The sequence below is a fragment of the Sphingomonas rhamnosi genome (assembly GCF_036663615.1).
Classification (GTDB): domain Bacteria; phylum Pseudomonadota; class Alphaproteobacteria; order Sphingomonadales; family Sphingomonadaceae; genus Sphingomonas.
In genome coordinates this window covers 58,250-80,064 of sequence record NZ_JAXOJJ010000007.1, presented here as the reverse complement: position 1 = coordinate 80,064, position 21,815 = coordinate 58,250, and the positions used below count along the sequence as shown (strand labels likewise).

Here is a 21,815-nt window from a genome sequence, read left to right as displayed (position 1 = left end):
ATCAGGCGGGCCGAACCGCGTAGACCGTCGGATCGGCGATCCCGGCTTCCTCGAACCCTTTCGAGCGCAGCCGGCAGCTATCGCACGCGCCGCAATGCACGCCGCCGGGCGCCGGATCATAGCACGACCAGCTCATCCCCATGTCGAGCCCCAGTCGCGCGCCCTCGCGGACGATATCGGCCTTGGTCATGTGCTGCAGCGGCGCGCGGATACGAAAGGGTTCGCCCTCGACGCCGGCCTTGGTGGCGATCTCGGCCAGCCTCTCGAACGCGGCAATGAATTCGGGGCGGCAATCGGGATAGCCCGAATAATCGAGCGCGTTGACGCCGATGAAGAGGTCGCGCGCGCCAGCCGCCTCGGCCCAGCCGAGCGCGAGGCTCAGAAAGATGGTGTTGCGCGCCGGCACATAGGTGACGGGGATCCCCCCATCACCCTGGGCGCCCACGCCGTCCTTGGGCACGTCGATGTCGGCGGTCAGCGCGGAGCCACCAAATGCCGAGAGGTCGAGCGGCAGGACGATATGCCGCTCGGCCCCCAGCGCGTCGGCGATCCGGCGCGCGGCGGCGAGTTCGACGCGGTGCCGCTGGTTATAGTCGATCGACAGCGCGAGCAGCCGATACCCGGCCTCGCGCGCCGACGCGGCGGATACCATCGAGTCCAGCCCGCCGGAAACCAGCACGACCGCAATAGGGGAGGATGTCATAATGCGGCCCCGCTAGGCCAGCGGCGGGCAAAAAGAAAGGGCCGCCCCTGCGAGCGGCCCCAGGTTGGCGCCCACGGCGCCTCAAGGGAGAAAACGTGCTGAAGAAAAAGCACCTGCGTGGGATAGCGCGGCAGGTGTGAAGATCGCGTTAAGGGTGCGCCTGGTACGCCGTCACCCCAGCGAAGGCTGGGGTCTCCCCGTTGGCGGATGCTGTGGCCCGAACCGGGGGACCCCAGCCTTCGCTGGGGTGACGGGGCTGTGGTTCACGCCACCGCTTCGACCGCCACCGGAAATTTCTGCGCACAGAAGGCGCAGTCGACCACGATCATGCCGTGCTCGTCGGCCATCTCGCGGCGTTCCTCGACCGGGAATTTAGCGATCACCCCGGCGATGTAATCCGCGTCGCAGCGGCATCCGCGCACGATCGGGATGTCGGCATGCAGGCGGACGTCGCTTTCCTCGTTGAACAGCCGCCACACCAAGGTCTCGAGTGGCAGTGTCGCGTCAGTCAGCTCGTCAGCGCCGATCGTCGTGCCGAGCGTCGCGACATGCTCCCATTCGGGATGGTCGAGCTTGGTATGCAGCCGTTCGCGGCCGTCCTCGCCCTCGGGCAGATGCTGCAGGAACAGCCCGCCCGCGACGCAATGCCCGTCGGCATCCTTGCGCATCCCGACGCGGATCATCGTCGGGATCTGCTCCGACTGCATGAAATAGCTCTGCGCCGCCTCCGCCAGCGTCTCGCCGTCGAGCGGCACGATCCCCTGATAGCGTTCGCCCGAGGTCGCCATGTCGAAGGTGATTGCCAGATAGCCCTTGCCGAACAGCGCGAACAAGCTGGGCTGCGCGGGCGCCTCGGCGAGCTTCTCGGCGTCGTACTGGACGTACCCGCGCACCTCGCCACCGCGATAGTCGCAGACGAGCAGCTGGACGACGCCGGTGTCGGTTCGGGTCTGCATCGTCAGCTGCCCGCTTGCATCCTTCAGCGTCGAGCCGATCAACGCGGCGAGCGTCAGCGCCTCGGCGAGCAGCGCCTCGATCGCGGGCGGATAGGCGTGCGCCGAGAGCACGCGGTCGAGCGTCGGCCCGAGCCGGACGATGCGCCCACGGGCGCTGCGCGGGGGAATGGCGAACGCCAGCGCGCGGTCGAGGTCGTGGGTGTTGGGGTCGGTCACGCTGGCTCCTCGTATGTACCACCAACTTCGTCACCCCAGCGAAGGCTGGGGTCTTGTGCGGCAAACGCGCGCTCGATAACGGGAGATCCCAGCCTGCGCTGGGATGACGTGTGCGGGTGGGTTGCCGAAGATAAGGTTTCGTAGTTCGGCGATCAACCAATCTGCCCGAAGCACCAGCGCAGCACCGATTTCTGCGCGTGCAGGCGGTTCTCCGCCTCCGCCCAGATCAGCGACTGCGGCCCGTCGATGACGTCCGCGGTCACCTCCTCGCCGCGGTGCGCGGGCAGGCAGTGGAGGAACTTCGCGTCGGGCTTGGCGAGCAGCATCAGCGCGTCGTCGACCTGGTATGGCGCCAGTGCTGCCAGCTTGGTCTCGGCTTCCGCCTGCCCCATCGAGATCCAGGTGTCGGTGACGACGATGTCCGCACCGTCCACCGCCTCGCGCGGATCGGCGACGACGCGGGCGCGACCCGAGGCGCGGACGATCGCCTCTTCCTCGGGCTGGAACCCCTGCGGGCACGCCGCGACGACGTCGAACTGCATCAGCCCCGCCGCCTCGACAATCGACGCCAGCACGTTGTTGCCATCGCCGAGCCACGCGACCTTCAGGCCGGGTAACACCTTGCCGCTTTCGATGATCGTCAGCAGGTCGGCCATGATCTGGCACGGGTGCGACGCGTCGGTCAGGCCGTTGATCACGGGGACGCTGGCGTAGTGCGCCATTTCCTCGATCTTCGCGTGGTCGTCGGTACGGATCATGATCGCGTCGACATAGCCCGACAGGATCCGCGCGGTGTCGGCAATGCTCTCGCCGCGGCCGAGCTGCATCGAGCCCGAGTCCGCGACGATCGACGTTCCGCCGAGCTGGCGGATCGCCATGTCGAAGCTGAACCGGGTCCGCGTCGAGTTCTTCTCGAAGATCATCGCCAACGTGTGGCCGGCGAGCGGCGCGTCGCTGTCGACGCGGCCCTTGGTAAAGCCCGCGCGTGCCGCCTTGCGGTCGATCGCATCGGCCAGCATCGCGGCGATGCCGTCAGGGCCGGCGTCGGTGAGATTCAGGAAATGGCGCATCGTAATTCCTCCCCGGCACGGGGAGGGGGACCGTTCGCGAAGCGAATGGTGGAGGGGGCTATCCACCAGCGCTGCATTCGGGGCGGCCCCCCTCCACCATGCTTCGCATGGTCCCCCTCCCCGTACCGGGGAGGATTAGCTCAATCGTCGCTCGCCGGCACATACACGCGTGCCGCCGCGGACAGCTTCTCGATGCATTCGGCGATATGGCTCTCGTCGATCACCAGCGGGGGCAGGATGCGGACGACGTTCTCGCCCGCCGACACCAGTAGCAGGTTATGCTCGTCGCGCGCGAACGCCACGAACGCTCGCGCATCGCTCTTGAGCTTGAGACCCAGCATCAGCCCGGTACCGCGGACGCTGTCGAACAGGTGATCGTGGTTGGGGATCATCTGTTCGAGCCCCTGCCGCAACCGGTCGCCCATCGTCGTGACGTGGTCGAGGAACCCGTCCGCCATGATCACGTCGAGCACCGCCTCGCCCGCCGCCATCGCCAGCGGGTTGCCGCCATAGGTCGATCCGTGCGTCCCCGCGACCATGCCCTTGGCGGCCTCCTCGGTCGCCATGCACGCGCCGAACGGAAAGCCGCCGCCGATGCCCTTGGCCACCGCCATGATGTCCGGGGTGATCCCGTACAGCTCGTGCGCGAAGAACTTGCCGGTCCGGCCATAGCCGCACTGGACCTCGTCGAGTACGAGCAACCGGCCGTGCTCGTCGCATGCCTTGCGCAGCCCGGTCAGGAACTCGTGGCTCGCCTGGCGGATGCCGCCCTCGCCCTGGATCGGCTCGACCAGGAAGCCCGCGGTGTTGTCGTCGATGAGCGCCAGCGCACCGTCGAGATCGTTGAACTTGGCGTACGCGAACCCCGGTAGCAGCGGCTCGAACCCGTCGCGCATCTTCGCCTGGTTGGTCGCCGAGATCGCGCCGAGCGTGCGGCCGTGGAACGCCGTGTCGAACGTGATCAGCGTATGCCGCTGCGGATTGCCGTTGGCGAAATGATAGCGCCGTGCGGTCTTGATCGCGCACTCGACCGCCTCGGCGCCCGAATTGGTGAAGAACACCGTGTCGGCAAAGCTGTGGTCGATCAGCCGCTGCGCGAAATGCTCGCCCTGCGGGCTGCCGTACAGGTTCGACACGTGCATCAGCGTCGCGGCCTGATCGGCGATGGCCTTGGACAGGCCCGGATGGCCATGGCCGAGCGCGTTGACCGCGATGCCGCTGGCGAAATCGAGATAGCGCTGGCCGTCCTCGCCGATCAGATAGGCGCCCTCGCCTCGGACCGGACGCACGCCACACCGCGGGTAGACGGGCATGAGCGGGGTGATGGTCACGGGCGCTTCCTCTTCGAAACGAGAAGGGCGGCCCCGATGGACCGCCCGGAGGGCCTAATACGGGCGCGCGTCCGGTGCGGTCAACACCGGGCCACCCGGCCTGCCGTCGCGCCACGGACGTTTCGCTTGCCACTATAGTCGAAATTGCGCCATCATTCGCGCCGACGTGGGGGCAAGATCGCGCGTATTCCTGGACTCGAGTCGCGCCACGGCAAAGGGGGAGAGCGACATATGAATACGTTTCTGCCATGCCTGATCGCCGCAATCGTATCGGCGTCGCCGGCTGCGGCCCAGAATCTCTTTACCGGCACATGGAAGGGCGACATCGCGGCGAGCCAACTCTCTGCGAAACCTTCGATCATTGCGCTGGTGGCTGGAAAATACACCTGTTCGACGTGCAAGCCCGCCGTGACCGTCGTGGCCGACGGCGCGTTCCATCCCGTGGTCGGCAACCCCTATTATGACGAAATGTCGGTCGTGATCGTCGATCCGACGACGATCAAGCGGTCGTCGCGCAAGGCCGGCAAGCTGGTCGGCGAATCGACCGTCACGGTCGCGCCGGACGGCAAGACCAGTTCGATCGCCTATAGCGATCTGACCGCGGCCAACGGCGTACCCGTCACCGGCACCATGACCAACGAACGCATCGCCGCAGGGCCCGCCGGTTCGCACGCGGTGTCCGGATCGTGGCGCGCGACCAATACCGGGCAGGTGTCCGACAGCGGCCTGGTCTTCAGCATCGCGCTGGACGGCAAGGTGCTGAAATACACCACCCCCACCGGCGTCGCCTATACCGCGACGATCGGCGGTCCGGCGGCACCCGTCACCGGCGATCCCGGCTGGACCTCCGTCTCGGTGAAGCAGCTTGGCAAGGACACGCTGGTCGAAACCGATTTCCACGTCGGCAAGACGCTCGCGACCTACACGATGACGGTCTCGCCGGACGGCAAGACGATGACCACCAAGGTCAACGACATCAAGTTCGGCAAGACGTCGACGCTGATCGCGACCCGGCAATAGCGAGTGCTCCCGCGAAGGCAGGAGCCCAGGATCGCGGGTGTCGCGCCTCGTTACCCTGGGTTCCTGCTTTCGCAGGAACACCGCGTCACGCGTCGATCGCTTCCTCGTCCAGCCGCCCGGCATTTTCCTGGATGAAGGCGAAACGGTGCGCCGGGTTGTTGCCCATCAGGCGGTCGACCAGATCCTTCACCCCCGCCCGCTCCTCATATTCCTGCGGCAGCGTGATGCGCAGCATGCCGCGCGTCGCCGGGTCCATCGTGGTCTCGCGCAGCTGCATCGGATTCATCTCGCCGAGCCCCTTGAAGCGCGCGACGTCGACCTTCTTACCCTTGAACGCGGTGCGTTCGAGTTCGGCACGGTGCGCGTCGTCGCGCGCGTACAGGCTCTTGGTGCCCGCGGTCAGGCGATAGAGCGGCGGCTGCGCGAGGTAGAGGTGCCCGCGGCGGACCAGGTCGGGCATCTCCTGGAAGAAGAACGTCATCAGCAGGGTCGCGATATGCGCGCCGTCGACGTCGGCGTCGGTCATGATGACGACGCGTTCGTAGCGCAGCGTCTCGACATTGCAGTCCTTGCGCGTCCCGCAGCCGAGCGCGAGCGTCAGGTCGGCGATCTCCTGGTTGGCGAAAATCTTCGCGCTGGTCGCCGACGCGACGTTGAGGATCTTGCCGCGGATCGGCAGGATCGCCTGCGTTTTCCGATCACGCGCCTGTTTTGCCGAGCCGCCGGCCGAATCGCCCTCGACGATGAACAGCTCGGTCCCCTCGGGCGAGTTGGCCGAACAATCGGTCAGCTTGCCCGGCAGCCGCAATTTCCGCGCGGAGGTCGCGGTCTTGCGCTTGACGTCGCGCTCCTGTTTCCGGCGCAGCCGCTCGTCCATCCGCTCGAGCACATAGTTCAGCAGCGCCTTGCCGCGCTCCATATTGTGGCTGAGATAATGGTCGAAATGGTCGCGCATCGCCTTGTCGACGAGCGCGGCGGCCTCCGGGCTGGTGAGCCGGTCCTTGGTCTGGCTCTGGAACTGTGGTTCGCGGATGAACACCGACAGCATCAGCTCGCTGCCGACCATCACGTCGTCGGCGGTGATGTCCTTGGCCTTTTTCTGCCCCACTAGGTCACCGAACGCGCGGATGCCGCGGACCAGCGCCTGGCGCAGCCCCTGCTCGTGCGTGCCGCCGTCGGGGGTCGGGATGGTGTTGCAATACCAGCTGTACGACCCGTCGCTCCACAGCGGCCAGGCGACCGCCCATTCGACGCGGCCCTGGTCCTCGCCCGGAAACGCCTGAGACCCGGCGAAGAAATCGGAAGTTGCGCATTCGCGACCCGCGATCTGGTCGCGCAAATGGTCTGAAAGACCGCCCGGAAACTGGAACACCGCCTCGGCGGGGGTGTCGTCGCCGATCAGCTCGGGCGCGCATTTCCAGCGGATCTCAACGCCCGCGAACAGATACGCCTTGGACCGCGCCAGCTTGTAGAGCCGCGCCGGTTTGAAGTTCAGTTCGGGCCCGAAAATCTCGGTATCGGGCGTGAAGGCGACGCTGGTCCCGCGCCGGTTGGGCGTCGCGCCCAGCGCCTCGATCGGCCCCAGCACCAGCCCGCGCGCAAAACGCTGGCGATAGAGCTGCCGGTCGCGCGCGACCTCGACCACGGTGTCCGACGACAGTGCGTTGACCACGCTGATGCCGACGCCGTGCAGCCCGCCGCTGGTCGCATAGGCCTTGCCCGAGAATTTGCCGCCCGAATGGAGCATCGTCAGGATCACTTCGAGCGCCGACTTGTCCGGAAACTTCGGGTGCGGGTCGATCGGCATGCCGCGACCATTGTCGACGATCGTCAGCCGGTTGCCGGTCTCGAGATAGATCTCGATCCGCGTCGCATGCCCCGCGACCGCCTCGTCCATCGCGTTGTCGAGGACTTCGGCGGCAAGGTGATGCAAAGCGCGTTCGTCGGTGCCGCCGACATACATGCCGGGGCGGCGGCGAACCGGTTCGAGCCCCTCCAGCACTTCGATCGACGATGCGTCGTAGGTGGGAGCGGCTTTGCCGCCGGGCGTGGTGGGGGACGCGAAGAGATCGTCTGACATGCCAGATCGATATAGAACGCCGCGCGCGACAAAGCCATGCGATCGGAGACCCCGACCAAAGACCCCGCGCTCGCCGAGTGATGCCGCAAAGCCACACTGCATGAACGATTTGTCATCTCATGCATATTTCGATCGCTTGCGTGCGTTTCTGGGGTGTCATTCGTACAATCGGGGATCCTTTCAATGAACAAGCTTTTGCTCGCCGGCCTCGCCAGCGCCACCGCGCTCACGGCCACTCCCGCGTTCGCTCAGGAAACCACTGCGGACGCACCGTTCAACGGCGTCTATGTCGGCGGCTCGTTCGGCTACGACGTCCAGCCCAACGATATCGGTGAGAGCATCAGCTTCGATCGCGATCTCAACGGATCGTTCGGTGACACGATTTCGACCGCGACAGCGCCCAACGCGTTCTCGCCCGGCTTCTGCAACGGCGCCGCGACCGGCAACACCGCGCCCGCGGTCGGCGGTCGTGGCTGCGCCAACGACGACAACGGCATCGCCTATTATGGCCGTGTCGGTGCCGACGTGCAGCGTGACAATTTCGTCGTCGGCGTCGTCGGCGAGTTCGGCAAGTCCGAGATCAGCGACAGCGTCACCGCATTCTCGACCACGCCCGCCTTCTACACCATGACGCGCCAGCTGAACTGGGAAGCCTCGGTCCGCGGTCGCGCCGGCTATGCGGCCAACACGACGTTGTTCTACGCGACCGGCGGCGTCGGCTATGCCGATATCGACAACAGCTTCACGACCGGCAACACCGCCAACACGTTCACCAGCAACGGCAACAAGAAGCAGTGGGGCATCACTGCCGGCGGCGGCATCGAACAGAAGATCGGCCGCAACTTCTCGGTCGGCCTGGAATATCTGTTCCACCGCTACGAGGACACCGACTACCGCGTGCGCGCAGCGGGCGGCCCGGCCGGCGGCCCGTTCACGCGCGGCAACGCGGCGGGGACAGATTTCCGTCGCGGCTTCGATTATTTCCGCTGGCACAGCGTCCGCGCCGTCGCGGCGTTCCGGTTCTAAGGCGCAGCGAGGTTCGGTGGTAAACGATCGAACCTCGCAAGCCCGGCCGGCGCCACGCACGTAGCGTCCGACGACGCGGCTTAGCCGCGGCGGGACACAAAAATGGGGGCCGCTTCCACACCGGAAGCGGCCCCCATTTTTCGTCTCGGCCCGTCATGGGCGAAGCCCATGACGTCGGTCGCGGCTGGCCGCGCCGGCCGGGCTTGCGCGAGACCTGCGCCGGCACGGCGCCGGCCGCGCTGCGCCTTACCTAGCCCGCGGCCCGCCAAACGGCAGCGGCGGAGTCGGCCGGCGATCGCGCCGCGGCAGCTGCGCCTGGTACGCATGCCCGCAATGATCGACGCAATACGGGAATCCCGGGTTCACGGTCTTGCCGCAGAAATGGAAGTCAGGCTCACCCGGATGCCCGAGCGGCCATTTGCAGATGCGATCGTTGAGATCGAGCAGGCTGGTCTTGCCCGCCATCTCGGCCGACGGCTTGGCCGGGACCAGACGCCGCGGCGGCGCCGGGGTGCTCGGCGGCTGCTGCTCGCCCGGCGCCTGGCGCAGGAAGCCGCCGGGGCCGACCGAGCGCATGATCGGCGGGGCGGGGCGCGGCGTCGCGACGATCGGGACGGCGTCCTCTTCGTCCTCGTCCTCGTCGTCTTCGACCGACTCCACCACAGGTGGAGCGACCGGCTGGACCTTGGCGACGGGCGCCGCAGCAGGGGTCGTCGCCGGAGCCGTCACGACGGGATCGACCGACGGCTCATCGGGGATATCGATCGATTCGGCCGCGACCGACTTCGCCTCGGGGTCGTTCGGCCGCACCGGCGACGGACGCGCCTGCAGCTCGAGTCGGTGCGCCTTGCCGATCACGGCGTTGCGGCTGACGCCACCCAGCGCCTCGGCGATCTGGCTGGCGGTCTGTCCCGCCTCCCACATGGTCTTGAGCGTTTCGATGCGCTCGTCGGTCCAGGACATAGTCGTTCCTTAGTCGTCAGCCGGGTTGCGGGCGGCAGCGGCAGCGATTACCCGCAACCCGCATGAGCAGCCAGCCCCCAATCGGTGAAATCCATCCAGCAATCAGGGCAGCCCCCGGCGTCCCGGTGATCCGGAACGTGAACTGGGGCGGCCTTGCAACCCTCTATATCAAGGAGGTGCGCCGGTTCTTCAAGGTGCAGCTGCAGACGGTATGGGCGCCGGCGATGACCACGCTGCTGTTCCTGATCGTCTTTACGATCGCGACGGGCGCGAAAAGCCCGGTCCATGTCGACGGCACGATCATCGCGTTCGCCGATTTCATCGCCCCCGGGCTGATCATCAGCCAGGGGATGATGGGGCCTGCGTTCGCGAACGCGAGCTTCTCGCTGCTGGTCGGCAAGATGCAGGGCACGATCGTCGATTACCTGCAGCCACCGCTGTCGTCGGCCGAACTGCTCGCGGCGCTGGTCGGCGGCGCGGTCACGCGCGCGCTGATCGTCGGAACGGTCGTCTGGGCGGCGATGGCGCTGTATCCGGGCGTCCACGTCACGCCGCACGCGCCGCTCGCGATCCTGTGGTTCGGGCTGCTCGGTGCGATCTTCCTCGCGCTGCTCGGCGTCATGACCTCGATCTGGGCAGACAAGTTCGATCACGCCGCGGCGGTGACCAATTTCGTCATCGCGCCGCTATCGCTGCTGTCGGGCACCTTCTATTCGGTCGATCGCCTCGCGCCTGCGTTCCGCACGTTCAGCCACGCCAACCCGTTCTTCTACATCATCTCGGGGTTCCGCTACGGTTTCCTCGGCGTCGCCGATTCGCCGGTGCTGACGGGGGGGATCGTGATCCTCGTAATCGACATCGCACTCGCCGCGCTCTGCTATTCGCTGCTGCGCAGCGGCTGGAAGCTCAAGAGTTGATCGGACGGCTGGTCGCGCTGCTGCTGGCGCTGCTGCCGATCGCGGCAGCAGCGCAGGCGCCTAGCGTCGCCGCCGATCCGATCCTGCACACGCGTGCCGCCGCGCTGGTCGGCATACTGACCGAGGGCGAAGGCTATGAACGCTATTTCGCCGAAAGCTTCCGCGCCAAGGTGCCGCGCGAACGGCTCGCGGCAATCGCGACGCAGCTCAAGGCGACGTTGGGCACGCCCGTCAAAGTGGAGTCGCTGACCGCGACGACGGCGTGGTCCGCCACCCTCGTCATCGGCTATCAGCGCGGCACCGCGAATGTGACTCTGGTACTCGACCCCGCGGCGCCGCATCTCGCGACCGGGTTGTTCATCACCGGTACCGGTGCGCGCGACGACACGCTCGCCAAGGTGACTGCCGAATTCCGCGCGCTTCCCGGTGCCAGCGGGTTCGGGCTCTACGAACTCGGCGACGCCGCCCCCGTGCCGATCGCCGCCTACCGCGCCGATATCGCCGCGCCGATCGGGTCGGCGTTCAAGCTGTGGGTCCTTGACGAAACCGCGCGTCAGGTCGCAGCGGGCACGCGCAGCTGGGCGGACGTGGTGCGCGTCGGCCCGCGCTCGCTGCCCTCGGGCGTGCTCCAGAGCTGGCCCGCCGCCACGCCGGTAACGGTGCAGACGCTGGCGACTATGATGATCTCGATCAGCGACAACACCGCGACCGACACGCTGATGACGACGCTCGGGCGCACCGCGGTCGACGCGCGCGCGGCGGCGAACGGCGGCAGCACGCCGGTGCTGACGACGCGCGAGGCGTTCGCGTTGAAGGGGGACCCTGCCCTGCTCGCCGCCTGGAACGCCGCGACGCCCGCGGCGCGGCGCGCGCTGCTCGACACCCGCGCGACGGCCATCGCCGCCAAGCCGCTCGACGCCAGCGTGTTCAGCGGCAAGCCGGTCGCGATCGACACCGTCGAATGGTTCGCCAGCCCGCAGGCGATGGCGGGCCTGCTCGACCGGTTGCGCCGCGTCGACGATCCGGTGCGCGCGATGCTGGCGATCAACCCGGGTGTCGATGCCGCGACCGCGGGGCGATTCCGCTATGTCGGGTACAAGGGCGGATCCGAGCCGGGCGTGATCGCGATGAACTTCGTCGTCCAGGCCAAGGATGGCCGCTGGTATGCCGCCACGGGGAACTGGCATCGCGGCGACGATCAGGTCAGCGAGTTGCGGTTCCTGGGGCTGATGACGCGGTTGCTGGCGCTGGTGGCGGCGCGGTAGGATCGAACTTCTTGCCCCCCTCCCTGGAAGGGAGGGGTTGGGGGTGGGTCGGTATCGAGGGAACGCCCCGCCCCAGGCCAACCCACCCCCGGCCCCTCCCTTCCAGGGAGGGGAGGATGCAGGTCACTCCAGCACCCGCGCCAACACCGCATCCAGCTTCGCCACCAACCCCGCATCGCGCGCATCCGTCGCCGTGATCAGCGCCGTATCCAGACACGTGTCGATCGGCGACGCGCTCCGCTCCGCCGGCAACGCCAGCAGCAGATGCATCACCATCGCCCGCGCCTTGGTCGCATTGGCGCCCAGCTGTGCGACCACCTGCGCGACATCGACCCCGGCCTCGTCCTCACGCCAGCAATCATAATCGGTCACCATCCCGACCAGCGCGTAGGGCAGCTCGGCCTCGCGTGCGAGTTTCGCCTCGGGCATCGCGGTCATGCCGATGATGTCGCAGCCCCATTGGCGATAGAGCCGGCTTTCCGCGCGCGTCGAGAATTGCGGGCCCTCCATCGCCAGATAGGTGCCGCCGGAATCGACCTGCGCGCCTGCCGCCCGCGCCGCCTCCACCGCCAGCGCCGACAGCCGCGGGCAGACCGGGTCCGCCATCGAGACGTGCGCGACCAGCCCGGTGCCAAAGAAGCTCGACGGCCGCCCCTTGGTGCGATCGATGAACTGGTCGACGACCGTGAAACTGCCCGGCGGCCGGTCTTCTGCCAGCGAGCCGACAGACGACACCGCCAGCACGTCGGTGACCCCCAGCCGCTTCAACGCATCGATATTCGCCCGAGCATTGAGCTCCGACGGCGAAATCCGATGCCCGCGCCCATGCCGCGGCAGGAACGCGACGCCGACATCGCCAACCCGTCCGGTGAAGATCGCATCCGACGGTTCGCCCCACGGCGTCGCGACGGTCTGCCAGCGGCCGTCTTCGATGCCCTCGACCGCGTAGAGGCCCGAGCCGCCGATGATGCCAATCGTCCAGCCGCTCATACCGCGTGTGCCCGCGGCCGCGCATAGGCGAAATAGACCAGCAACCCGAGCAGGTTCCACGCGCCGAAATACAGTTGCGTCTTCGCCGGGAGGCTGACGAACAGGTACAGGCAGCCGAGGATGCCGGTCGTCCCGACCAGGGTCGCGGCGGGCGCGCGGAACGTCCGCTCGGCATCGGGCGCGCGCCGGCGCATCACCAGCATACACGCGCACACCGCGATGAACGCGGCGAGCGTCCCCGCATTGGCCAGCGCGGCGATCTCGGCAAGCGGCAACAGCCCGGCGATCACCGCGACGATCGCCGCGGTGATCCAGGTGATCCGCACCGGTGCACCACGCCGCGACACTTTTGCGAGGCTCACCGGCAGCAACCCGTCACGCGCCATCGTGAAGAAGATGCGGCTCTGCCCGAACAGGAAGGCGAGCAGCACCGTCGGCAGCGCGATCACCGCGCTCGCGCCCAGGAACGTCGCGAACCCCGGTTGTCCGATCTCGCGCAGGATCAGCGCGAGCGGCTCGGCGGACCCCGAAAAGCGGGTGTACGACAACGCGCCGACCGCCGCGACCGCGACCAGGATGTAGATGATGATGCACGCGACCATCGACCCGAGGATGCCGATCGCCAGGTCGCGCGACGGATCCTTGGTCTCCTCCGCCGCGGTCGAGATCGCGTCGAAACCGTAAAAGGCAAAGAAGATGATCGCCGCCGCCGCCATCACCCCGCGCTCGGCGCCATCCCCGGCGACCGCCTTGGGGAAGCCGTAGGGCATGAACGGGTGCAGGTTCGCCGCGTCGAAATATTGCAGCGCGATGATGACGAACACGGTCAGCGCGATCATCTTCACGCCCACCAGCAGTGCGTTCAGCGTCGCGCTCTCCCGCGTGCCGAACGACAGCAACGCCGCGACGACGGCGATGATCGCGATCGCCGGGAGATTGAGGATTCCGCCCAGTTCGGGACTAGTCATCAGCGCCTCTGGGAACCCGACGGACGCGCGCAGCAACGGCGCGGCATAGCCCGACCAGCCGACCGCGACGGTCGACACCACCAGCGAATATTCGAGGATCAGGCTCCACCCGACCACCCAGGCGATGATCTCGCCGAGCACGACATAGCTATAGGTATAGGCGCTGCCCGACGCGGGGATCATTGTCGCCATCTCGGCATAGGCGAGCGCTGCGCAGGCGCAGATGCCGCCGGCGATGACGAAGGAGAGGATGACGGCTGGCCCGGCAAGCCCCGCGCCGACGCCGATCAGCGTCAGGATGCCGGTGCCGACGATCCCGCCCACGCCCATCGCGACGAGGTGTGGCCACGACAAGGTCCGCGCGAGCTGATGCTCGGGTCGCTGCTCGGTGACGATCTTCTTGCGTAACAGGCCGGCCACTCGTGTCCCCTTTTCCTCAGGGCGTGAGTGGCACAGGACGGGACGGCCGATCAATGGCTCCGTCACCCCCGGTCAAGCCCGGGGTGACGCGTGGAAGTCAGACCGTGAAGCTCTCGCCGCACCCGCATGCACCCTTGGCGTTGGGGTTCTGGAACACGAAGCCCGCGGTGAAATCGTCCTCGACCCAGTCCATCGTCGAGCCGATCAGGTACAGGATCGACCCACCATCGACGAACAGCGTGCCGCCCGGCGTGTCGATCCGCTCGTCGAACGGCTTGGCATCGGTGACGTAATCTACGGAATAGGCGAGTCCCGAACAGCCACGCTTGGGCGTCGACAACTTCACGCCGATCGCGTCGGCGGGCGCGCGGGCCATCAGGTCCGCGATGCGCGCATGCGCTGTGGCGGTCAGGTTCAGCGCCGCGGGGCGTTCGCGAAGTGTGGTCGCCATGATCTTCCTCCTTCTTCCCCCCTCCCGCCTGCGGGAGGGGCCGGGGGTGGGCTCCCGGCCAGCCTCGAACGGCACGCCATGAGGGGAGCGCGAGCCCACCCCCAACCCCCTCCCGCCAGCGGGAGGGGGCTTTCCGGTTACAGCATGCCCAACTCGAGCTTTGCATCGTCCGACATCTTCTGCGGGTCCCAGGCCGGGTCCCACACCAGATTGACCTCGGCGACGCCGACGCCTGGCACCGCACCGACGCGCATCTCGACCTCCATCGGCATCGTCTCTGCGACCGGGCAGTTCGGCGTGGTCAGCGTCATCGTCACCACCGCGTGGCCGCCATCGGTCACCTCGACACCGTAGATCAGCCCCAGGTCATAGATGTTCACCGGGATCTCGGGGTCGTAGATATCCTTCAGCGCGTCGATGATCGCCTCGTACACCACCCCGCCCGGCTCGCCGACGGCGTCGACCTGCGGCTTCTGCGCCAGGAACCCTTCGAGATAGTCGCGCTTGCGCTCCGCGTTGGAGTCCGTCTCCATGACGACACGCGCCTTGGGCGGTGCCTGCACGGCGTCCACTTCCTCGATCTCGATCCGATCGCTCATCCGAAAATCCTCGTAACCCGTTCTATGCCGCGGACCAGCGCCTCGACGTCCGCCGGCCCGTTATACACGCCGAAACTCGCCCGCGCCGTCGCCTCGACGCCCAGCGCCTCCATCAGCGGCTGCGCGCAGTGATGGCCGGCGCGGATCGCGACCCGCTCCTCGTCCAATATGGTGCCGATGTCGTGCGGGTGCACCCCCTCGATCGTGAAGCTGACGATCCCGGCCGAGTCCGCCGGGCCGTAGAGCCGCACCGAATTGATCGACGACAGCGCCTCGCGCGTCGCGGTCACCAGCGCCGTCTCATGCGCGTGGATCGCGCCGAGGCCGATGCTCTCGACATAGTCGATCCCCGCCGCCAGCCCCAGCGCGCCGACGATGTGCGGCGTCCCCGCCTCGAACCGGCCCGGCGGCGGCGCGTAGGTGGTCTTCGCGAACGACACCTTGTCTATCATCGACCCGCCACCCTGATAGGGCGGCATCGCGTCGAGCAGTTCGGGCCGCGCCCACAGCACGCCGATGCCGGTCGGACCGTAGAGCTTGTGCCCCGAAAAGACGTAGAAGTCGCACCCGATCGCTGCGACGTCGACCGCGATCCGCGGCACCGCCTGGCAGCCGTCGAGCAGGATCTTGGCGCCGGCCGCATGCGCGATGTCGGTCGCGCGCCGGGCGTCGAGCACCGAGCCCAGCACGTTCGAGACGTGCCCGAGCGCGACTAGCTTGTGCGCCGGGGTGATGACCCGCTCCATCGCATCGAGATCGATGCGGTGGTCGTCGGTCAGCGGCAGCACGTCGATCGCGACGCCGATCCGTTCGGCGACCATCTGCCACGGCACGATGTTCGAATGATGTTCGAGCATCGACAAAAGGATGCGGTCGCCGCTCTTGAGCTGCGTCCCCGCCCAGCATCGCGCCACGAGGTTGATCGCCTCGGTCGCGCCGCGGACGAACACGATCTCATTCTCGGACCCCGCGCCGATGAACCGCGCGACGGTGCGGCGTGCCGCCTCATAGGCGACCGTCATGTCGGCGGAGCGCTGGTACACGCCGCGGTGCACGGTGGCGTAGGTGGTGTCGTAGGCGCGGGTGATCGCGTCGATGACCACCTGCGGCTTCTGCGCGGTGGCGGCGGTATCGAGATACGCCCAACCCTCCGGAATCGCGGGGAAATCCGCGACACGGTCGAGCGGCAAATCCTCCCCGGCACGGGGAGGGGGACCGCCAGCCGCAGGCTGGTGGTGGAGGGGGCTCGCCACAGCCGCTGCACCGAGGGGAGAACCCCCTCCACCAGCTTCGCTGGTCCCCAGCGTCAGGTCGATCGTGCTCCCAGCACGATCTTGGATTGCCGGGGGCAATCCAACCTGACGCTCCGTGCCGGGGAGGATTTGCGCGGTCTCACTCACAACGCGGTCTCCAACCAAGCATCCGCATCCGCGACGAAGGCCTCGCGGACCGTCTCATTCCCGATCCGGTCGAGCGCATCGCCGACGAACGCGCGCGTCAACAGCGCCTGCGCGCGCGGCTTCGGGATCCCGCGGCTCTCCATGTAGAACAGCGCCTTCGCATCCAGCTCCCCGACCGTCGCGCCATGCGCGCACTTCACGTCGTCCGCGAAGATCTCGAGTTCGGGCTTCAGGTTCACCGTCGCGGTCCGCTGCAACAGCAACCCGCGCAGCGACTGCTCGCCATCGGTCTTCTGCGCATGCCGCGCGACCTCGACCGCAGCCGCCAGGCTGACGGTGGACTGGTCCGCCGCGACCGCGCGCCATAGCTGGTGGCTCTGCCCGTTCAGCGCGTCATGGCGCAGCCGCACCGCGCATTCCTTGTTCTCCGACCCGCGCGTCAGCAACGCGCCGCCGAGTTCCGCATAGCCGCCATCGCCGTTGACGCTCACAGCGCCGTCGATCCGCGCGCCCGCGCCGCCGAGCGCCAGGAACGTCGCGATCAGGCTCGCGCCCGCGTCCAGCGCGACCTCCTCGCGCAGCGACACGAAACCGTCGGCCTGCAGGATCCGCACCGCGCGCATCAGCCGCGCCGCCTTGCCGAGCGTGATCCGCGCCAGCCGGTTGCTCCAGCCGCTGCCCACATAGGTCTCGACGACCTGCGCGACCGCGTCGTCGGCGAGGCTGATCTCACACGGCAGCTGGTTCGCGCCGCCGGTCGCGACATGCACGACCTGCACCGGATCGGCCGCCGCATCCGCGTCCAGCCGCAACGCCCAGCCCTTGCCGCCCGCGCGGCGCCCGAGCACATGCTCGCCGCCGTCGATGCTTGTCAGCATGACGCCCTGCAGATCGCTCCGCGCATCGTCGAGCACGCCATCGACGAACACCAGCCGCGCGCCGGGCAGATCGAGGAAATGATCCGCATCGTCGGCAGCCGTCTTCGGCAACTGCGTCGCGGCCACGAGTGTCGAAAGGTCCGCCCAGCGCCACGATTCCTCGCGGGTCGAGGGAAGGTCGAGCAGGTCGCTCATCGTGCGATTTCCGTCGAGAAGAAGGATGGTTCACGCGGAGGCGCGGAGACGCGGAGAGAAGATGAAAGGCCCGTCAGGGCTATCAAATCGCGGCCGGCGATGATCCGCGGGAGCGACGTCCCGGCGACGACACCTCCGCGTCTCCGCGCCTGCGCGTGAAACCTCCTCTTGAAAGCGCCTGCGGCGCGGGAGAACATCACGCCGCGATCCCCACATAGCCCTCGGATTCGAGCTGCTTGGCAAGCTCCGCCCCGCCACTCCGCACGATCCGCCCATCGGCCAGCACATGCACGAAATCGGGTTCAACATAATCGAGCAGCCGCTGGTAATGCGTGATCAGCAGCACCGCCTTGTCGGGATGGCGCATGATCCGGTTGATCCCGTCGCCGACGATCCGCAGCGCATCGATGTCGAGGCCGCTGTCGGTCTCGTCGAGAATCGCGAATTTCGGGTCGATGATCCCCATCTGGACCATCTCGTTGCGCTTCTTCTCGCCGCCCGAAAAGCCGACATTCACCGGCCGCTTGAGCATGTCGTAGTCCATGCCGAGCTGGTCGGCCTGCCCACGCGCGAGCTTCAGGAATTCGCCGCCCGACAATGGCTTCTCGTCCCGCGTCGCGCGCTGGGCGTTCAATGCCTCGCGCAGGAACTGGACGTTCGACACGCCGGGAATCTCGACCGGATACTGGAAGCCGAGGAACACCCCCGCCGCCGCACGCTCATGCGCCTCCAGTTCGAGCAGGTCCTGGCCATCGAACGTCACCGATCCCGCAGTCACCTCATAGCCGGGCCGCCCGCCGAGCACATAGCCCAGCGTCGACTTGCCCGCGCCGTTCGGCCCCATGATCGCATGCACTTCGCCCGCATTCACGGTGAGCGACAGGCCCTTGAGGATTTCCTTGCCGTCGATCTCGGCGTGGAGGTTTTCAATTTTCAGCATCGAATTCAGCCCAGTTCCAAATCTTAAAATACGAGACGCCGACCCCTACCCCGTCATTCCCGCGAAGGCGGGAATCCATCCATCCGCTTGCGCGAGAGGCGACATGGATTCCCGCCTTCGCGGGAATGACGGGGGATGGGGGTCATCCGACCGACCCTTCCAGCGAAATCCCGAGCAGCTTCTGCGCCTCGACCGCGAACTCCATCGGCAGCTGCTGCAACACCTCGCGCGCGAAGCCGTTGACGATCAGCGCCACCGCCGCCTCCGCGTCCAGCCCGCGCGACATCGCGTAGAACAGCTGGTCTTCGGAGATCTTCGACGTCGTCGCCTCATGCTCGATCTGCGCGGAGGGGTTGCGGACCTCGATATACGGCACGGTATGCGCGCCGCACTGGTCGCCGAGCAGCAGGCTGTCGCACTGGGTGAAATTCCGCACGCCCTCCGCGGTCGGCGCCACGCGCACCAGCCCGCGATAGGTGTTGTCCGACCGCCCCGCCGAAATCCCCTTCGACACAATCGTCGACCTGGTATTCTTGCCGAGATGGATCATCTTCGTGCCGGTATCGGCCTGCTGGCGATTGTTCGTCACCGCGACCGAATAGAATTCGCCGACCGACCCGTCGCCGAGCAGCACGCAGGACGGATATTTCCACGTGATCGCGCTGCCGGTCTCGACCTGCGTCCACGACACCTTCGAGTTCTTGCCTTGGCACAGCGCACGTTTCGTGACGAAATTATAGATCCCGCCAACGCCGTTCTCGTCGCCCGGATACCAGTTCTGCACGGTCGAATATTTGATCTCGGCATCGTCGAGCACGACGAGTTCGACGACCGCCGCGTGCAGCTGGTTCTCGTCGCGCATCGGCGCGGTGCAGCCTTCGAGATAGGAGACGTACGAGCCCTTGTCGGCGACGATCAGCGTGCGTTCGAACTGCCCGGTATTCTCGGCGTTGATCCGGAAATAGGTCGACAGCTCCATCGGGCAGCGGACGCCCTCGGGGATGTAGACGAAGGTGCCGTCGGAAAAGACCGCCGAGTTGAGCGTCGCGAAATAGTTGTCGCGCTGCGGCACGACCTTGCCGAGCCACTTCCGGACGAGCTCCGGATATTCCTTGATCGCCTCGGAGATCGACCGGAAGATCACGCCCGCGGCCTCCAGCTCCTTGCGGAAGGTCGTCGCGACCGAGACGCTGTCGAACACCGCATCCACCGCGACGCGGCGCTTGGGCGTGCCGTCCTCGTTCAGCGGATCCTCGACCACGCCGGCCAGCATCTTCTGCTCGCCGATCGGGATGCCGAGCTTTTCGTAGACCCGGAGAATCTCGGGATCGACCTCGTCCAGGCTGCCGAGCTTCGGCTTGGCCTTGGGCTCGGCGTAATAATAGGCGTCCTGGTAGTCAATCGGGGGCACGTTGAGCTTCGACCAGTCGGGCGCCTCCATCGTCTGCCACAAGGCGAACGCCTTCAGCCGCCAGTCGAGCATCCACTGCGGCTCGCCCTTCTTGGCGGAGATGAAGCGCACCGTGTCCTCGGACAGGCCCTTGGGCGCGAACTCCTGCTCAATGTCGGACGAGAAGCCCCACTCATAGGTCTTGTTCGCGGCCGCATAGGCCTCTGCGTTGCGGGTAGCCATTATGCGATCACTTTCGTTCCCCGGCGGAGGCCGGGGTCCAGTTGGGAAGGTTGCAGTAGGGGAGCACGGTCCTCAGCCAAGGAATGTCCCCCAACTGGGCCCCGGCCTTCGCCGGGGAACGAGGACAGGCTCGCGAGCGACACACCTGCCAACGCCCCGCGGACCGCGCCGTTGACGACGTTCCAATGCGGCTTCACCCGGCAGGTGTCGCCGACGCAGCAGTCCTGCGCCGCGCCGTCGACGCAGGAGGTCAGCGCGATCGGCCCTTCGACCGCTTCGATGATCTCGGCGAGGTTGATCGATGCCGGCGGGCGCGACAGGCGAAACCCACCACCCGTGCCACGCGTGCTCTCGATGAGCCCGGCGGCGGACAGCCGGCTGACCAGCTTCTGCACGGTCGGCAACGGCACACCGGTCTCCTCGGCCAGCACCGTCGCGTTAAGCCGCGCCACGCCACCGCAATGACGCGCCGCGGCGCTCATCATCACGACCGCATAGTCGGCGAGGCTGGAAAGGCGCATGATATCCAATCGGAACGATTTCGTCCGATTGCAAATGGTGCCGGCTACGGGCGGCGTCAACCCGATTTGGCTGCGAACGACTCGCAGCCTTTTCCGTCACCCCAGCCAAGGCTGGGGTCTCTGCGTGGCAGATGCTGCGGCCTGAACCGGGAGACCCCAGCCTTCGCTGGGGTGACGACGGCGTAGTATATCGCTTAGGGGCAGAACATGGCCTTCTACCACCCGCTCCTCTTCCGCCTCGACGCCGAACGCGCGCACGGCCTGACGATCGCCGCGCTGGCGGCTTGGGGCAAGGCCGGCACCCCCGCCGCGCCCGCCCTCCCGAACCTCCCGACAACTGTCGCCGGGATTACCTTCCCCAACCCGCTCGGCCTCGCCGCTGGCGTCGACAAGGACGGTCGCGCGATCGACGGGTTCTTCGGGCTCGGCTTCGGCAGCGTCGAGATCGGCACGCTCACGCCGTTGCCGCAACCCGGCAACCCGCGCCCGCGGATCTTCCGCCTCGTCGAGGACCGCGCGATCATCAACCGGCTGGGATTCAACAATGGCGGCCTCGACGCCGCCCTGCCCCGCGCCAAGGCCGCGAAGCGCACCGGCGTGCTCGGCATCAACGTCGGCGCCAACAAGGATGCCACCGACCGCATCGCCGATTACGTCCACGGCATCACCCATGCGGCGCCGCTGGCCGACTATATCACGATCAACATCAGCTCGCCCAACACCCCCGGCCTGCGCGACCTGCAGCACGGCGCCGCGCTCCGCGACCTGCTCGCCGCCTGCACCGCGGCGAAGGGCGCGACACCGATCTTCCTGAAGGTCGCGCCCGATCTCGCCCCCGCCGCGATCGACGACATCGCGCGCGCTGCCATGGACGCCAGGATCGACACGCTGATCGTCAACAACACCACGATCACCCGCCCGAACCTGCGCTCGGCCAACGGCGCACAAGGCGGCGGGCTGTCCGGCGCACCGCTCGCCTCCCTCGCCCGCGCGCGCCTCGCCGATTTCCGCGCGGCGACCGGTGCCGCCATGCCGCTGATCTCGGTCGGCGGCATCGGCAGCGGCGCGGAGGCCTATGCCCGTATCCGCGCCGGCGCCAGCCTGGTCCAGCTCTACACCGCTTTGGTCTATGAGGGCCCCGGCCTGCCCGCCCGCATTCTCCGCGACCTGTCGGCGCTCCTGGCCCGCGACGGCTTCGCCAGCGTCGCCGATGCGGTCGGGACAGGCACCCCCTAATTGCCGTCATCCTGACGAAAGTCAGGATCCAGAGCCA

The 21,815-nt window shown here is 67.4% G+C and carries 20 protein-coding genes; 5 read left to right on the top strand and 15 right to left on the bottom strand.

The window, feature by feature from the left end; all coding sequences use genetic code 11:
- Position 1: 1 nt before the first annotated feature.
- The 4 genes from queC to U1701_RS14860 form a co-directional block, all read right to left on the bottom strand.
- The gene (queC, locus tag U1701_RS14875; protein WP_332783357.1) at positions 2-703 is read right to left on the bottom strand and encodes a 7-cyano-7-deazaguanine synthase QueC; all 702 of its coding nucleotides are present in this window, start codon (positions 701-703) and stop codon (positions 2-4) included.
- A 263-nt stretch (positions 704-966) separates the two neighbouring features.
- Entirely contained in the window at positions 967-1,875 is a 909-nt protein-coding gene (gene hslO, locus U1701_RS14870) for an Hsp33 family molecular chaperone HslO (protein WP_332783356.1), read from the bottom strand.
- 152 nt (positions 1,876-2,027) lie between these two features.
- Complete coding sequence (argF, locus tag U1701_RS14865) at positions 2,028-2,945, bottom strand: ornithine carbamoyltransferase (protein ID WP_332783355.1); 918 nt, start codon at positions 2,943-2,945, stop codon at positions 2,028-2,030.
- A gap of 140 nt (positions 2,946-3,085) precedes the next feature.
- Positions 3,086-4,276 (bottom strand): aspartate aminotransferase family protein, encoded by a 1,191-nt coding sequence (locus U1701_RS14860; protein ID WP_332783354.1) that lies wholly within the window; start codon positions 4,274-4,276, stop codon positions 3,086-3,088.
- A gap of 231 nt (positions 4,277-4,507) precedes the next feature.
- On the opposite strand from U1701_RS14860, the gene U1701_RS14855 reads away from it, so the two are divergent.
- Positions 4,508-5,296: a hypothetical protein gene (locus U1701_RS14855; protein ID WP_332783353.1), complete on the top strand. Its 789-nt coding sequence runs from the start codon at positions 4,508-4,510 to the stop codon at positions 5,294-5,296.
- An 85-nt stretch (positions 5,297-5,381) separates the two neighbouring features.
- Here U1701_RS14855 and parE read toward each other — a convergent pair whose 3' ends face one another.
- Positions 5,382-7,376, bottom strand: a complete 1,995-nt coding sequence (parE, locus tag U1701_RS14850) for a DNA topoisomerase IV subunit B (protein WP_332783352.1) — start codon at positions 7,374-7,376, stop codon at positions 5,382-5,384.
- A gap of 183 nt (positions 7,377-7,559) precedes the next feature.
- On the opposite strand from parE, the gene U1701_RS14845 reads away from it, so the two are divergent.
- Positions 7,560-8,402 carry an outer membrane protein gene (locus U1701_RS14845; protein WP_332783351.1) on the top strand — a complete coding sequence of 281 codons (843 nt, stop codon included), beginning with the start codon at positions 7,560-7,562 and terminating at the stop codon, positions 8,400-8,402.
- A gap of 246 nt (positions 8,403-8,648) precedes the next feature.
- On the opposite strand, the gene U1701_RS14840 is transcribed toward U1701_RS14845, so the two are convergent.
- The gene (locus U1701_RS14840; RefSeq protein ID WP_332783350.1) at positions 8,649-9,365 is read right to left on the bottom strand and encodes a GcrA family cell cycle regulator; all 717 of its coding nucleotides are present in this window, start codon (positions 9,363-9,365) and stop codon (positions 8,649-8,651) included.
- 62 nt (positions 9,366-9,427) lie between these two features.
- Between U1701_RS14840 and U1701_RS14835 the strand changes: the two genes are divergently transcribed.
- Together U1701_RS14835 and U1701_RS14830 are read left to right on the top strand one after the other, a co-directional pair.
- Positions 9,428-10,282, top strand: a complete 855-nt coding sequence (locus U1701_RS14835) for an ABC transporter permease (protein WP_332783349.1) — start codon at positions 9,428-9,430, stop codon at positions 10,280-10,282.
- A complete protein-coding gene (locus tag U1701_RS14830) occupies positions 10,279-11,547 on the top strand; it encodes a serine hydrolase (protein WP_332783348.1) in 1,269 nt (422 codons plus the stop codon). Before U1701_RS14835 ends, U1701_RS14830 begins: the two co-directional genes overlap by 4 nt.
- 123 nt (positions 11,548-11,670) lie before the next feature.
- Here U1701_RS14830 and mtnP read toward each other — a convergent pair whose 3' ends face one another.
- The 9 genes from mtnP to U1701_RS14785 all read right to left on the bottom strand — a co-directional run bounded on the left by mtnP (position 11,671) and on the right by U1701_RS14785 (position 20,542).
- Positions 11,671-12,537 carry an S-methyl-5'-thioadenosine phosphorylase gene (mtnP, locus tag U1701_RS14825; RefSeq protein WP_332783347.1) on the bottom strand — a complete coding sequence of 289 codons (867 nt, stop codon included), beginning with the start codon at positions 12,535-12,537 and terminating at the stop codon, positions 11,671-11,673.
- Complete coding sequence (locus U1701_RS14820; RefSeq protein ID WP_443026066.1) at positions 12,534-13,925, bottom strand: amino acid permease; 1,392 nt, start codon at positions 13,923-13,925, stop codon at positions 12,534-12,536. The genes mtnP and U1701_RS14820 overlap by 4 nt, the downstream gene beginning before the upstream one ends.
- Positions 13,926-14,022: 97 nt before the next feature.
- Positions 14,023-14,376, bottom strand: a complete 354-nt coding sequence (locus tag U1701_RS14815) for a HesB/IscA family protein (protein ID WP_332783346.1) — start codon at positions 14,374-14,376, stop codon at positions 14,023-14,025.
- 137 nt (positions 14,377-14,513) lie between these two features.
- Positions 14,514-14,975, bottom strand: coding sequence for an SUF system Fe-S cluster assembly protein (locus U1701_RS14810; protein WP_332783345.1), 462 nt, complete (start codon positions 14,973-14,975; stop codon positions 14,514-14,516).
- The gene (locus tag U1701_RS14805; RefSeq protein WP_332783474.1) at positions 14,972-16,165 is read right to left on the bottom strand and encodes a cysteine desulfurase; all 1,194 of its coding nucleotides are present in this window, start codon (positions 16,163-16,165) and stop codon (positions 14,972-14,974) included. The genes U1701_RS14810 and U1701_RS14805 overlap by 4 nt, the downstream gene beginning before the upstream one ends.
- Positions 16,166-16,371: 206 nt before the next feature.
- Positions 16,372-17,448: a SufD family Fe-S cluster assembly protein gene (locus tag U1701_RS14800; RefSeq protein WP_332783344.1), complete on the bottom strand. Its 1,077-nt coding sequence runs from the start codon at positions 17,446-17,448 to the stop codon at positions 16,372-16,374.
- Positions 17,449-17,644: 196 nt separating this feature from the next.
- Complete coding sequence (gene sufC, locus U1701_RS14795; RefSeq protein ID WP_332783343.1) at positions 17,645-18,388, bottom strand: Fe-S cluster assembly ATPase SufC; 744 nt, start codon at positions 18,386-18,388, stop codon at positions 17,645-17,647.
- A gap of 142 nt (positions 18,389-18,530) precedes the next feature.
- Positions 18,531-20,021: a Fe-S cluster assembly protein SufB gene (gene sufB, locus U1701_RS14790; protein WP_332783342.1), complete on the bottom strand. Its 1,491-nt coding sequence runs from the start codon at positions 20,019-20,021 to the stop codon at positions 18,531-18,533.
- A complete protein-coding gene (locus U1701_RS14785; protein ID WP_332783473.1) occupies positions 20,021-20,542 on the bottom strand; it encodes an SUF system Fe-S cluster assembly regulator in 522 nt (173 codons plus the stop codon). The genes sufB and U1701_RS14785 overlap by 1 nt, the downstream gene beginning before the upstream one ends.
- Before the next feature lie 207 nt (positions 20,543-20,749).
- Here U1701_RS14785 and U1701_RS14780 point away from each other — a divergent pair, with 207 nt between their 5' ends.
- Positions 20,750-21,778, top strand: coding sequence for a quinone-dependent dihydroorotate dehydrogenase (locus U1701_RS14780; RefSeq protein WP_332783341.1), 1,029 nt, complete (start codon positions 20,750-20,752; stop codon positions 21,776-21,778).
- Positions 21,779-21,815: the final 37 nt, after the last annotated feature.

Bases quoted from the DNA above. Each gene is read 5' to 3' on its own strand.
- sufC (WP_332783343.1), bottom strand. From the start codon at position 18,388: ATGCTGAAAATTGAAAACCTCCACGCCGAGATCGACGGCAAGGAAATC.
- mtnP (WP_332783347.1), bottom strand. From the start codon at position 12,537: ATGAGCGGCTGGACGATTGGCATCATCGGCGGCTCGGGCCTCTACGCG.
- U1701_RS14835 (WP_332783349.1), top strand. From the start codon at position 9,428: ATGAGCAGCCAGCCCCCAATCGGTGAAATCCATCCAGCAATCAGGGCA.
- U1701_RS14815 (WP_332783346.1), bottom strand. From the start codon at position 14,376: ATGGCGACCACACTTCGCGAACGCCCCGCGGCGCTGAACCTGACCGCC.
- parE (WP_332783352.1), bottom strand. From the start codon at position 7,376: ATGTCAGACGATCTCTTCGCGTCCCCCACCACGCCCGGCGGCAAAGCC.
- queC (WP_332783357.1), bottom strand. From the start codon at position 703: ATGACATCCTCCCCTATTGCGGTCGTGCTGGTTTCCGGCGGGCTGGAC.
- U1701_RS14845 (WP_332783351.1), top strand. From the start codon at position 7,560: ATGAACAAGCTTTTGCTCGCCGGCCTCGCCAGCGCCACCGCGCTCACG.
- U1701_RS14780 (WP_332783341.1), top strand. From the start codon at position 20,750: ATGGCCTTCTACCACCCGCTCCTCTTCCGCCTCGACGCCGAACGCGCG.
- sufB (WP_332783342.1), bottom strand. From the start codon at position 20,021: ATGGCTACCCGCAACGCAGAGGCCTATGCGGCCGCGAACAAGACCTAT.
- U1701_RS14785 (WP_332783473.1), bottom strand. From the start codon at position 20,542: ATGCGCCTTTCCAGCCTCGCCGACTATGCGGTCGTGATGATGAGCGCC.
- argF (WP_332783355.1), bottom strand. From the start codon at position 2,945: ATGCGCCATTTCCTGAATCTCACCGACGCCGGCCCTGACGGCATCGCC.
- U1701_RS14840 (WP_332783350.1), bottom strand. From the start codon at position 9,365: ATGTCCTGGACCGACGAGCGCATCGAAACGCTCAAGACCATGTGGGAG.
- U1701_RS14800 (WP_332783344.1), bottom strand. From the start codon at position 17,448: ATGAGCGACCTGCTCGACCTTCCCTCGACCCGCGAGGAATCGTGGCGC.
- U1701_RS14810 (WP_332783345.1), bottom strand. From the start codon at position 14,975: ATGAGCGATCGGATCGAGATCGAGGAAGTGGACGCCGTGCAGGCACCG.
- U1701_RS14855 (WP_332783353.1), top strand. From the start codon at position 4,508: ATGAATACGTTTCTGCCATGCCTGATCGCCGCAATCGTATCGGCGTCG.